Annotated in this window: 14 protein-coding genes; 4 read left to right on the forward strand and 10 right to left on the reverse strand. The window is 33.1% G+C overall.

Annotated features, from left to right (window positions below; all coding sequences use genetic code 11):
* Positions 1–573: 573 nt before the first annotated feature.
* Complete coding sequence (locus tag DOS84_RS15785) at positions 574–1809, reverse strand: ABC transporter permease (protein ID WP_111411076.1); 1236 nt, start codon at positions 1807–1809, stop codon at positions 574–576.
* 107 nt (positions 1810–1916) lie between these two features.
* Positions 1917–2411 (reverse strand): YkgJ family cysteine cluster protein, encoded by a 495-nt coding sequence (locus tag DOS84_RS15790; protein WP_111411077.1) that lies wholly within the window; start codon positions 2409–2411, stop codon positions 1917–1919.
* Positions 2412–2486: 75 nt separating this feature from the next.
* On the opposite strand from DOS84_RS15790, the gene DOS84_RS15795 reads away from it, so the two are divergent.
* The gene (locus DOS84_RS15795) at positions 2487–3194 is read left to right on the forward strand and encodes a class I SAM-dependent methyltransferase (protein WP_111411078.1); all 708 of its coding nucleotides are present in this window, start codon (positions 2487–2489) and stop codon (positions 3192–3194) included.
* A gap of 84 nt (positions 3195–3278) precedes the next feature.
* Here the strand turns inward: DOS84_RS15795 and DOS84_RS15800 are convergent, their stop codons facing one another.
* The 8 genes from DOS84_RS15800 to DOS84_RS15840 all read right to left on the reverse strand — a co-directional run bounded on the left by DOS84_RS15800 (position 3279) and on the right by DOS84_RS15840 (position 10592).
* Entirely contained in the window at positions 3279–3677 is a 399-nt protein-coding gene (locus tag DOS84_RS15800; RefSeq protein WP_111411079.1) for an energy transducer TonB, read from the reverse strand.
* 363 nt (positions 3678–4040) lie between these two features.
* Positions 4041–4673 carry a 7-carboxy-7-deazaguanine synthase QueE gene (locus DOS84_RS15805; protein ID WP_111411080.1) on the reverse strand — a complete coding sequence of 211 codons (633 nt, stop codon included), beginning with the start codon at positions 4671–4673 and terminating at the stop codon, positions 4041–4043.
* A 160-nt stretch (positions 4674–4833) separates the two neighbouring features.
* Complete coding sequence (locus DOS84_RS15810; RefSeq protein WP_111411081.1) at positions 4834–6507, reverse strand: tetratricopeptide repeat protein; 1674 nt, start codon at positions 6505–6507, stop codon at positions 4834–4836.
* A gap of 20 nt (positions 6508–6527) precedes the next feature.
* On the reverse strand, positions 6528–7451 hold the full coding sequence (locus tag DOS84_RS15815; RefSeq protein WP_111411082.1) for a PstS family phosphate ABC transporter substrate-binding protein: 924 nt from the start codon (positions 7449–7451) through the stop codon (positions 6528–6530).
* Positions 7452–7683: 232 nt separating this feature from the next.
* Complete coding sequence (locus tag DOS84_RS15825; protein ID WP_111411084.1) at positions 7684–8481, reverse strand: energy transducer TonB; 798 nt, start codon at positions 8479–8481, stop codon at positions 7684–7686.
* Positions 8482–8512: 31 nt separating this feature from the next.
* Positions 8513–9082, reverse strand: a complete 570-nt coding sequence (locus DOS84_RS15830) for an ExbD/TolR family protein (RefSeq protein ID WP_111411085.1) — start codon at positions 9080–9082, stop codon at positions 8513–8515.
* 19 nt (positions 9083–9101) lie between these two features.
* Positions 9102–9725 (reverse strand): ExbD/TolR family protein, encoded by a 624-nt coding sequence (locus DOS84_RS15835; protein ID WP_111411086.1) that lies wholly within the window; start codon positions 9723–9725, stop codon positions 9102–9104.
* A gap of 42 nt (positions 9726–9767) precedes the next feature.
* Positions 9768–10592, reverse strand: coding sequence for a MotA/TolQ/ExbB proton channel family protein (locus DOS84_RS15840; RefSeq protein ID WP_111411087.1), 825 nt, complete (start codon positions 10590–10592; stop codon positions 9768–9770).
* A gap of 364 nt (positions 10593–10956) precedes the next feature.
* Between DOS84_RS15840 and DOS84_RS15845 the strand changes: the two genes are divergently transcribed.
* The 3 genes from DOS84_RS15845 to DOS84_RS15855 all read left to right on the forward strand — a co-directional run bounded on the left by DOS84_RS15845 (position 10957) and on the right by DOS84_RS15855 (position 13366).
* A complete protein-coding gene (locus tag DOS84_RS15845; RefSeq protein WP_111411088.1) occupies positions 10957–12465 on the forward strand; it encodes a helicase HerA-like domain-containing protein in 1509 nt (502 codons plus the stop codon).
* Between the two features lie 79 nt (positions 12466–12544).
* A complete protein-coding gene (locus tag DOS84_RS15850) occupies positions 12545–12913 on the forward strand; it encodes a DMT family protein (protein WP_111411089.1) in 369 nt (122 codons plus the stop codon).
* 6 nt (positions 12914–12919) lie between these two features.
* Complete coding sequence (locus DOS84_RS15855) at positions 12920–13366, forward strand: YybH family protein (RefSeq protein WP_111411090.1); 447 nt, start codon at positions 12920–12922, stop codon at positions 13364–13366.
* Position 13367 lies beyond the last annotated feature (1 nt).

Genomic DNA, 13367 nt, shown 5'->3' on the forward strand with positions numbered 1-13367 from the left:
CCAATTTTCTTCTCAATTTCTTACCAGTCTCTCAAGGAACGTTACGCGTTTTGCGGGGTGCAAAAATAGCTTACGTTTTCGAATCTCACAAGCTTTTCTGAATCTTTTTTGAAAATAAATTTTCGTCAGGATCTCATCAGACTTGTCAGGATTTCTAGGAACGTCTGCGTCGTTGCGGGTGCAAAAGTAGCTCCTTTATTCGTCTAAACAATGACTTTTTTAAGGTTTTTTTGTTTTATTTTTTAATCAACTGGTATGTTGTTCTTTACGGGGTGTCGTTTTTAAGGATTTATGGGGCTTTACCCAGCTGTCTTGATAATTTACCCTGTCGGGGCTTGATTCTTGGGGTTTGTTTAAGGGATTCGCAGAAGAATCGCGTACCTAGTTCTAGCTAATTTCCTTTTGCTTCTTTTCTTCCTATATATGATGGCGCAGATTATTTCACTTTGCTCTTATGAAAAACCATGCCCTAGCCCCGATAGAAGCGGAAATCCTTATAAGTCTCGTTTTTTCTACGAGACTTATAAGATTGTAGCGGATAGCGGGAAATAGCTCCTGATTATCTTTATTAATTTAATCGAAACGAATCGCTTTCACAGGTGAAATCTTGGTGATTATGTATGACGGGATCAACAATACCAATGCACAAATCGTTACCGTGAGTAGATTTAGAGCCAAGATATACCCCAGATTAAGATACACGGGCGCTTGATTGACATAATAGTTTTCGGGATTGAGTTTAATAATGCCAAAATGCTGCTGGATTAACAACAAAGAGATTCCTATTAAGTTGCCCCAAAACAATCCTCTTACTATAAGGTAAAAGGCATTGTAAAGAAATATTTTTCTAACGGACCAATTGTTGGCTCCTAATGCTTTTAGAATCCCTATCATTTGAGTACGTTCCAAAATAAGGACCAACAAGGCAACAACCATATTTATAGTCGCCACGAGTATCATTACAACTAATATCACAATAATATTGAAATCAAAAAGTTGTAACCACTCGAATATGTAACTGTATTTTTCAATAATTGTTTTACTATCCAGAGTTGAAGACGTCTTTTTATACACTTGATCTCCGGTTTCTTTTATAGTATTGAAATCTTTCACAAAAACCTCAAAAGCTCCAATTTGGTTTGGAGTCCATTTATTGATTCGCTGTATGTGTCGAATATCACCTATTATGTAGGTAGAATCAAATTGCTGAAATCCTGAATTGAAAATCCCGGCTATTTTGAATCTTCGAACATTCGGTAATTGGTTTTGATCTTCCTTTATGAAGAAAGTATTAAAGGAATCACCTACTTTCAAATTCAGCCTGTTGGCAAGAAATTGAGAAATCACTACTTCTTGAGTGACATCTTTGGAAAAATTAGGCAATTTTCCCGAAACGATATACTCCTTTATATTACCCCACTGATAATCATTCCCTACTCCTTTGAAAATTATTCCTTCAAAAGCAGTTTCTGTTCTGATTATTCCCGCTTTGCTGGCTATCGCCTGAATATGATCTACTCCAGGAACAGCACTGAAATTAGGATAAAAATCTTGATTTTTTTCAATGGGTGATAATGTGATTTCGGATTGATTGTTATCGTAGTTTGAAATTATGATATGACCATTGAAAGCGGCTATCTTTTCCCTTATTTTATTTTGCAAACCTATTCCGGTTGCTACAGATACAATCATCATAATCATACCAATTGCAATTGCAGATATAGCAATGTTTATTATAGGTGCCGATATACTACTTTTATAATCTTTGGCAGTAATAAGTCTTTTGGCAATAAAATATTCTAAATTCAAATTGATTTATTTTGAGGGTCTGAACAAATATACATAAAGTTTCATTTAACGCTTTACTAACCGATTTGGTTAACTTCAAATTAGCAATGATAGCTGAAAGCAGCTGATTAGAGTGGCAATCTTTTTTTCATCTCTTCAACAATATTAAAAGCAGCAGGACAAATTGCGACATTCTTAATTGTTAATTCAGCAATTTGTTGAAATTTTTTCCGGTCTGTATGAGGAAATTCTCTGCAGGCTTTTGGGCGCACATCATATATCATGCATGCATTTTCGTTATCCAAGAAAGTACAGGGAACACTTTGCAACACATAATCTTTATCCTCATCGACACGCAAATATTGCTCGATAAATTGCTGTGGTTTTTGCCTTAAAAATTTAGAAATACGTTCAATGTCTGCCAAAGTAAATAACGGCCCGGTTGTTTTACAACAATTTGCGCATTTTAAACAATCCGTTTTTCTAAATTCGGCATCGTGAATATCCTGCATTACATAATCCAAATTCTTAGGCGTTTTCTTTTTTAGCTTATCGAAATACTTTTTGTTTTCGATATGCTTATCTTTGGCTAGTTTTCCTAATTCGTTTAAAGCTGGTTTCAAATCCGATATCTGTTAATGATTTCGCAAAAGTACTAAACTTTAAACTCGGAAATTTAAACTTGAATCTAAAATTTTATGAAAGACCTTTTCGGAAAAGCCATACTCGATTACCAAACCAACAACCAACCCGAGAATTTGATTACGGAAACCTCCATTTCTGAAGAAGACGAAATGAGCGTTGCTTATCTTTTTAGAAATTATGACGAAATGCCAAAAATTGAACAAAAAGCATTGCAACTAGCAAAAGGAAAAATACTCGATGTGGGATGTGGAGCCGGGAGCCATAGTCTGACGTTACAAAATGACAGGAATCTTGATGTCGTATCAATTGATATTTCGAAAAATGCAATTCATGCCTGCAAACTTCGCGGATTGAAAAATGCAAGAGTTCAAGACATAATGACATTGGAAAGCGAAAAATTCGACACCATTTTATTACTAATGAATGGTACGGGAATATTTGGAACACTAAAAGAAACACCAACATTTTTGCAAAAACTAAAAAGTCTTTTAAACCCTAATGGACAAGTCCTCATCGATTCCTCAGACATTATATATATGTTTGACGAAGATGAAGACGGAGGTAAATGGATTCCTTCGGAAAATGATTATTACGGAGAAACCATTTTCAATATCTCCTACAAGGCTGAAAAAGAGCTTCCTTTCGGTTGGTTATTTCTTGATTATAACACCTTGCAGAATGCAGCTTTTGCCAATGGACTTCAATGCGAATTAATTCTTGAGGGAGAACATTTTGATTATTTAGCAAAATTATCAATTTGACCTAAGAAATAAAATTAAAAAAACCAAATGCCTAACAACATTTGGTTTTTGGATAAATAATTATTCTTTATGATTTTATTCCTTCTATCCTTGACTGGCAATTTTTATGGGTAATTCATATAAAACCCTAACTTTTTTACCTCTAGTCTCACCCGATGACCATCGAGGAGATGAAGAAATTACCCTCTTAGCTTCGGCACCAGTTCCGTCCCCTAGATCTTTTACGACTTTCACATTAGTAATAGACCCATCAATTTCTATAATGAAAGCAATTTTTAAAGTACCACCGCTTCCTTCGTAATCTGGGATTTTAAAATTTTTTCCAATAAAATTCATCAACTCATTATTTCCTCCAGGAAACTCTGGCCTAACCTCCACCTCTTCATAATTATACGGAGCATCATCAATTATTGTAGCTGTTGCTTGCGCTGAGGCAAAACTTGCAATAAACAAAGCTACTACTAAGAGTAAATTTTTTTTCATACGCCATTCTTTTATTATATATTTTTAAGAAAACCAAACATGGTGTCTTTTAGTAAATATATAAAAAAATACACGTATAAAAATCAAATGCACAAAAATATACACAGATAATTATCACATTAGCACAAAATAAAACCAACTAACTGTATACAAATAAGTTAAGAAGAGAGCAATAAAATCAGAACAATATATTAATAAGAAAAACCATAAATGAATATAAATAACTATAAACCAAGCATTAAGTATTTTTTTACATCGACAAAAAAAACTTGTCTTTAATAGATATAACTTTATTTATTATTAACCAAAAAGCAAAAATTAAGCAACCTACGAAAGTCAAAAAATTGATTACCCAAAATCAATTTAAGGAATATTCAAATATTTATGAGTTTGAAGTGAAACACGCCATTTTGGATTATTCATAACGTATTCAACAATTAAGGGAGTCATTTCTTCTTTTTTACTCCATTCTGGTTGGAGAAAAAGAATAGCTTTTGAATTCACTTTTTCAGCCTGCTCTTCTGCAAAAATAAAATCATGTTTATTGTATATGATAACTTTAAGTTCATCTGCATTATCATAAACTGTTTGGGTTGGCAATTTATTTTTTTTTGGTGAAAGACAAATCCAATCCCAGGTTCCGCTTAGAGGGTAAGCTCCTGAAGTTTCTATATGAACTTTTAAATTATTTTGTTTTAAATTTTCTGTCAAAGGAGCCATATCCCACATTAAGGGCTCACCACCCGTAATAACAATAGTATCTGCAAACTTAGCAGCATTCTCAACAATTAAATCAATTTTAGTAGGAGGATGCAATTCTGCATTCCAACTCTCCTTAACATCGCACCAATGACAACCAACATCACATCCACCAACTCTAATAAAATATGCAGCAGTACCAGTATGAAAACCCTCCCCTTGAATTGTATAAAACTCTTCCATAAGAGGAAGCATGGTTCCTTTATTGACTTCTAATTGAACTTCTTTAGATAACATTATATAAATTTAAGGTACAAAGATAAGCAATTAAAAGAAATCTCAAGAAATGTAGATTTTTAAGAACATTACAGATAATCAAAAAAAATGACTATAAAAATGCTACAAAAAAAAGCGACAATCATTTCTGATTGTCGCTTTCTAAATATTTAAAAAAAATTTACTTTAAAGACTTCAATGATTCAAGCGCATATTGATTTGTTGGATCCAAAGCTAAAGTTTTATTGAAGTACTCAATTGCTTTAGCTTTATCAGTATTTGCATAACTAGCAGCTGAAGTATTGTAACTTTCAATAATTTTTTTAACAGTTGCTGGTTTAGCTAACTCTTCAGGTCCTTTTTCTGTAACAACGTTTACATAATCATTGTAATACTTAATTGTCATCTCGTCGTTCTCCAATAAACTATTCGTTCTTGCTCTATATAAATAAGCATCCTGTGTTTTTGGCGAAGCCTCAATAACAGCACCGTAAGCCACATCAGCTCTTTGCAAAGCTACTGGATCTGGTTTTACAATATCTTTTCTAGTATTGTCAAAATACAAGCTATTCCCCAAATAAAAATTATCCAAAATATAGTTTTTAGATTCTTTATTAGCTACAGCTATTTCATAAACCGCAGCAGCTTGTTTGAATAACTTTAACTCATATAATTTTTTCCCAACATCACTGATGTTTAATGATAATCCATTAGGATCCATTTCAGAAGCTTTTTTAACATCAAGAATTGCGTTATCAAACAAAGCATTATCAACTGCCTTACCATCTTCTCCAACCGCCTTTTTAATTTTAGCAAATCCCAATGTTTGATAATCCATAGCAATAACTTTATTCGCCGGATTAGCAATAAAACTCTCTAAAGATTTGATAGCAACATCATAATTACCATTCTGATAAGCCGAAATTCCTAAGTAACGAAGAATTCTAGGGTTTACTTTATCCAATTCAACCATCTTATTTGCTTCAGCTTCCAATGCTTTATACTCACCCGCAAGCACTAAAAAGTCTGCATGACGCATTCTTGAATTAAGAGAATAATCGGTCAAAGTCAGATACTTTTCGTAATTCACAAGAGCTTTATCTACATAAATTCTGTATTTAGAAGGTTCGTTTCTTCCCCATAGATAATATGTCTCGGCCAATTCACGGTACACAGGCCCGTAGTTTGCATTAATAGCAATTACTTCATCAAATGCCTTTATCGCTTCTGTATAAGCTTTAGCTCCCTTCAACAATACCCCTAACTGCATTTTTGCTCGAATCAAAGTATTATCAATGGTATAAGCATTTCGGTAAGCTGAATACGCTTCATTTTGATTTTTGTCTCCAAAATAGGCATTACCAAGCGCTAAATTTAATTGAGCATCTTGAGGATTAATTAATTTAGCTTTGTTTAAAACTTCAATTGCTTTTTTATAATCCGGTTTTAAAGAATACGTATAAGCTCTTCCTATAAATATATACTCCTCAATATCTTTCTTTTTTAAATCTTTAGTAGCTAAAGCAAAATTTTGCTCAGCTGCGGCAGTATTTCCATTATCAAGATCAATCAAACCAAAACCAATATTATTCAATCTCGCTCCTTCAGTACCAGCCAATCCTTTTTGATAATAAATTTTCGCAGAATCAACATTATTTTGCAACATATATACATTTCCTAAATAAAATGCAGCTGTACCATTGGTTGGTTTTGCATTTATTATAGATTTTAAAATTGTTTTTGCACTTTCAAATTGCTCTGCATCTATTGCCTTTTTTGCTTGATTAATGTCTTGCGCTCGGCTTGACGCAACTATAGCTAATAAAGCAATACTTAAAACTTTAAATTTGTTCATCTTCATTAAATTAATTTATTTTATTTCTTTTCACTATTAGATCGACTATGTATTATGTTTAATTTTCTAGTTGGCATTTGATAGGGTAACAAACCCGACTTCAAAACGATTCTTTGTCCAATATCACCAGCCACAAAAGAAGCAATTCCCATCCCTAAACCAGTAGCACCCTGACAATTCACAATATACAAGTCTCTTAATAAAGGATAAGTTCCTTCGGCAAAATTATTTTGTGAAGGCGCATAATACCCATCTTTATTTAAACCTTTGACACTTAGCACATTTATATTGCTAATAATAGAATTCATCGAGTCTTTAGGTTGCGATAACCAATTTACACCAACTACCCCTATCATTCCATCATTTTCTGAAACAAATTTTAAAACTTCGTTATTAGTTTTAAAAGTGTATACCCCTTTGCCAGCCAATACATTTAAGCCAGTTAAATTATTCATATAACTTACTGTACTTGAATTCGGATTATCAAAAACTAGACCCTTAATTTTTGAACTTCTCTCCCCTTTCATGAAATCGATTACATCATTCAGGGCAATCAAAGTATCATTACTTGACTTATTAGAAACAAAAGCTATGCCATCTATCGCAAATTTAGTTATTTTAGGAACTATTTTAATTTGTTCGAAAATATTTAACTCTTTTTTAGTCAAATTTCTAGCAATCACAACAATTTTAGCCTTTCTATTAAACAACGAATTTAACACCTCAGATTCGGATTTAGAAATTAAGGTAAATTTAGCGTCATATTGGCTCTCAAAAACCATTGTCTCGTCTTCCATAATAGGGACAATAGTTTCATCAACATAGATTTCTGCCTTCCCTTTTAAGATTGTTTCTTTGTTTGCATCAACATTTTCATTTTTTTTACAACTAAACAAAATGGAAACAGCGAATAACAAAACCACGTAAACATTAACTTTAAACATACCTACTCTTTATTAGCATTATAGACGCGGAAAAAACGGATAATAGAATATGCAATTAATACAACGCCAAGAGCGACTCTATATTGCATTTGCATACTAAAAGGGAATGTTTTCCAAAAGATAACCATTAGACCCAAAATAAAATAAGCCGAAAAAACCAAAACGGTTATAATAAGAAGAAATCGCTCAATAAGCGATTTCTTCTTTAAATTATTAAATAAATTATTTAACATTATTCTGCTGATTGAATAGTAATTGGAAGAGAATATAACACCCTTACTTTTTTACCATTTTGTTCACCTGGAAGCCATTTCGGACATTTATTTAAAACTCTGATTGCTTCTTTTCCTGTTCCATAACCAATATCTCTTACGACTTTGATATCAGTTAACGAACCATCTTTTTCAACAACAAAAGTTACATAAACTTTTCCTTTAAGACCCTCTTCTTCAGGAGCTTGATAGTTTTTACCCACAAATTGGTAAAATTTTTCAATACCTCCTGGAAACTCAGGCTTTTGTTCAATCCCAGCTAAAGAGTGAACACTAGTATCCTCCTCAATAACTTCTACCACTGGTCCATTTCCAACTTCCTCTACAGTAAGTGGAGCATCTGGATCTCCTTTAATTGTTTCAGCACCAGTTTTTTTGTCCTTGATATCTTCCATTTTTGGTGGATCTTCAGTAACATCTTCGGCCTTAGCAACAACAGGTTTAACAAATTTAACCTGATCTTGTTTAGGCGGTGGTGGTGGTGGTGGCGCAAGATCTTTTACATCTTCCACTTTCTTCTTAGGAGGTAACTTCACTGCAGTTATCTTGATATCGGTATCCATTTCATCACCTCCTTTTGGCAAGTAACTCGCAATAAGCGGAGCACTAACTGCTAGGCTAAAAAGAACACTACCAATGACAAGCGCACGCATAGAAGTCTTGCGATTCGATTTTCTAAGTTCGTAAGCTCCGTAAAGCTTATTACGCCCTTCAAAAACGATCTCTATCCATTGATTTTTAATTAAATCTAATTTCATTTTTTATAATTATTAGGTTATTAGTAAAAAATTATTTTTTTACTTCTAACAATTTTTGTTCTTCTGGTGTAAATTCATTAACTATTGCATAAGAACCAGTCTTATTCACGCCAACAATTGCCATTTCATCCAAAACATCAACCAAATTACGATATGTTGATTTTTTGCTTGGTTTGATAATTACAATAATTCCATCATTTGGTTTTCCTTTAGCCGTTGAATATTGCTTTACTGTTTCCATTCTAGCTATCAACTCTTTACGAATGCCATCTTTTCCATAAGAATAGTCTTTTGGAGCCGCAAGCGGTTTTTCCAACATTCCCATGTAACGTACCAATTTACCATTTTCACCAAGCAACAAAGTCATCGTTCGATTTTCATCTACCTTTATGTCATTTTCTACCTTCGGATCTTTTTCCTTATCTGGCAACGTCAAATCCATGGATTGAGGTTTAGACAACGTAGTGGTAAGCATAAAGAATGTGATTAATAAGAAGGCCAAATCCACCATGGCAGTTAAATCTACCTTTGAGTTTTGTTTTTTACTTCTTACTTTGCCACCTTTTCCGCCGCCACCGTCGCCGGTATTTAATTCAGCCATTTTAGTGTGTCTTTTTTAATTAAAAATTCTTTCCTCTTAAACCTGTAACCAAATTAAAGCTATTGACCTTTTGATCTTGCAAAATATCCATTACTTGTTTGATTGCAGGATATTGTTCCTTAGCATCTCCTTTTATTGCAAAATTCAATTCTTTGTCATTAACCTCAATGTTTGCTTTTCGCGAATATAAGACCCAGTCTTTTAACTGATTATCCAACGAATCTTTAGGTATACCTGGTTGTCCTGCTTTACTTCTATCTGCTGCTTTCATATTCAAAATTGCTTTTAAATTTTGAATTGGTACACCAAAACTTTCCATTAATCCAAACTCCTCTGATTCTTTTTCAGTAAAAGAAACATTATATTTATCGGCCATAAATTCAAGTGCTTTTTTACGAACATCTTTCCCTTTTAGATCAAAAAATACAGCAGTTTTTCCATTAGCCTTACCAATTGTCAAAGTAGACAAATTATCAGCAGGTAATTTTGTTTGCACAGTAGACTGTGGAGTATCAACTGGTAATACTTCTGGTGTTTTAGCAGTGGCAGTCAAAATAAAGAACGTAAGCAAAAGAAACGCAACATCACACATCGCCGTCATATCGGTAGATGTGGACTTTTTTTTCATTTTTATTTTAGCCATTATTTATGTCTATTATTTTGATAAAAAAATATCAAAAATTAATTATTGTTTTAAACTACCTCTAAAATGTCTGTAAGTATTTACAATTGTAGTTCCAGCCTCATCAATAGAATAAGTTAAATCATCAATTTTTGAAGTAAAGAAGTTGTAAGCAACAATCGCTGTGATTGAAGTAGAGATACCTGTAGCCGTGTTAATCAAAGCCTCAGATATACCAACCGCAAGTGCAGCTTGATCAGGAGTTCCAGCAGTTGCCAAAGCTCCAAACGCTTTAATCATACCAGATACTGTCCCTAATAACCCTCCAAGTGTCCCTAAAGAAACCAAAGAAGAAATAATAGTCATATTTTTTTCCAACATTGGCATTTCAAGAGAAGTAACCTCTTCAATTTCCTTGTGAATTACTTCAGAAGCTTCTTCACTGTTGAATCCCTCTTTTTTAACATCTTGGTATTTTACTAATGCAGATTTAATTGCATTTGCAACTGAACCTTGCTGTTTATCACATGTAGCAATAGCTCCATCAATATCCCCAGATTTGATGCTCACTTGAACTGTTTGCATAAATTTATCTAAATTCCCTTTACCAGCAGCTTTTGCAATAACAAAATATCTTTCAAGAGAAAATACAATAACCATTAACAACATACCTAATAATACCGGTACTATAAATCCTCCTTTATAAACCTGTCCTAATGTATTTAATGGGTGTCCTTTTTCAATATCTCCACCTTCAAAATTCGAAGGATCTCCCATCACTTGAGACCAAACCAACCAACCTACAAATACACATAATGCAATAATAATCCCTGAAACCATTCCTCCTCCGTTTGAAGTGCTTTCTTTTTTAACTTTAACGTTTGCCATTTTTTTAAATTTTAAATATTTATTTTAGTTTTAATAAACTTGTATAGGAGCAAATTTAATTTTTTAGTTGAAATAAAAAAACTTTTTTTTAAGTAATCTTACAATTTATTTTATTCTCAAAACAGAACTACAACGTTTTTTAAGAATAATTAGAGTTTTTATATAACAATATATTCCAAAAAATTATAAAAAAAAACATTTTTAAGTATTCTTAATATTTTTATTCAAAAAAAGACCCAAATTTAAAAAACAAATAAATCTATCGAATCAATAGTATTTTGTGATATTTTATTACAGAAAACCCTTAATTAATCATTTAAAAAAATTTAATATCTTGCAGTAGATTTTAACACCCCTTCAAGAAATGAGCAAAGAAGAAAATTTTATTCAGCAGATAAATAAAGGCTATCTATCACAAGGAGAGAGCATAATACTAGGTGGTGCGATGCTTGACGGCAAGGCATTACCAGATACATTCGTCAAGATTCCACTAAAAACATTAAATAGACATGGCCTAATTGCTGGCGCTACAGGAACAGGAAAGACAAAAACGATTCAAGTTCTCTCAGAACAGCTATCATCCTTCGGCATTCCGGTATTGATGATGGACATAAAAGGTGATTTTAGTGGAGTTGCAAAGGAAGGCGAAGAAAAAGACTTTATAAAAGAACGCCATGCTAAACTGAATATCCCTTATTCTGTATCTAGCTTTCCTGTAGAATTACTATCTCTTTCTAAACAAGAAGGCGTTCGACTTCGATCTACAGTTTCTGAATTCGGACCTGTTCTTTTTTCAAGAATTTTAGATTTGAATGATACACAAGCTGGTGTTGTTTCGGTTATATTCAAATATTGTGATGACAACAAAATGCCACTATTAGATTTAAAAGACATTAAAAAGGTCATCAATTATATTACCGATGAAGGAAAAAATGAAATCGAGGAAAGCTACGGCAAAATATCAACTTCGACTACCGGAACCATTTTAAGGAAAATAATTGAACTGGAACAACAAGGTGCCGATTTATTTTTTGGAGAGCTATCCTTCGAAATTGACGACTTATTTCGTCTTGATGAAAATGGAAAAGGATACATTAATATTATACGACTAACGGACATTCAAGACAAGCCCAAATTATTCTCCACTTTCATGCTGAGTTTGCTTGCCGAAATTTACCAACAAATGCCTGAAAAAGGCGATGCAGACCAACCCGAATTAGTGATTTTCATAGATGAAGCCCATTTAATTTTTAATGAAGCCAGCAAAGCATTATTAGAACAGATAGAAACTATCGTTAAATTAATTCGTTCCAAAGGAATAGGTATTTATTTTATCACCCAAAATCCTATGGATATTCCAAGTGGTGTTTTGGCACAACTAGGATTAAAGATACAACACGCCTTAAGAGCATTCACAGCCAATGACAGGCAAGCAATCAAACAGTCGGCAGACAACTATCCTACATCCGAATTTTACAAAACAGATGAAGTATTAACCAGTTTAGGAATTGGAGAAGCTTTTGTTACCGCATTAAGCGAAAAAGGAATCCCAACTCCACTTGTTGCCACAATGATGCGTGCTCCCATGAGTCGAATGGATATTTTAACTGATACCGAAATTGAAGAAATTAATACCAAATCCAAATTAGTCAAAAAATACAGTGAAGTTCTAGATCGTGAAAGTGCTTATGAGATGCTGAATAAAAAAATAGAATCAGCCCAGGAGCAAGCTGCTGTTCCTGAAGAAAAAAAGCAAGAAAGCAACGAACCAAGTACAGCGAGTGTCGTTACAAAATCGGTTTTAAAAGTTGTTACCAGCGCCACTTTTATTAGAGGGGCATTTGGAATACTGTCAAAAATGTTTAAAAAATAAACATATCTCTGTTTCCAAAATCAAAGACAGCAACCGGTCCGAATAGTAAAAATCACTATTTTTGGCCAAAAAATAAAACATGAAAGCATTCGCTACTATAGGACTATTAATATTATCGAATATTTTTATGACATTGGCTTGGTATGGGCATCTTAAATTCAAAGAATTAAGATGGTTTGAAAATGCTGGATTGATAAGCATCGTATTGATTAGTTGGGGGCTGGCTTTATTTGAGTATTGCTTCCAAGTCCCAGCTAACAGAATAGGCTACGAAGGTAATGGAGGTTCATTTTCACTAATGCAACTCAAAGTAATTCAAGAAGTGATCACATTAATCATTTTCGTGTTGTTCTCATTGCTTTTCTTCAAAAATGAAACCTTAAGATGGAATCATTTCGTTGGTTTTTTATGCTTGGTTTTGGCCGTTTATTTTATATTTAAAAAATAATTCTCAATGAAAAACATCTTCAAACTCTTTATTTTCTTATTGGTTTTGAGCAGTTGCTCACCAAAGTCAGAAACTAAAAACTTAACATATATCAAGTTAGAGATTGTTAAAACAGAAAAGGACTTTGAAAAATTAGTCGCCGAAAAAGGGATAGCCGAAGGATTTTATGAATTTGCAGATTCCAATGCCGTTATCAAAAGAGAGCATGACACTTTAATCATTGGTAAAATCAACATTAAAAATTATTATTTAAACTCGAAGTACCAAAACGCAAGTGTAACTTGGTCTCCCGATGCTATAACCGTTTCCGATGCCGGTGATATGGCTTCAAGTTACGGCAAATATATTTGGACTTTTAAAGATGCTTCTGGGAAGGAACAAGTTTCAAAAGGAGTCTTTCATACGGTCTGGAAAAAACAAAAAGACGGCTCTTGGAAATACATCTGGGATTAGC

The sequence above is a fragment of the Flavobacterium aquariorum genome (genome assembly GCF_003254745.1).
GTDB lineage: Bacteria > Bacteroidota > Bacteroidia > Flavobacteriales > Flavobacteriaceae > Flavobacterium > Flavobacterium aquariorum.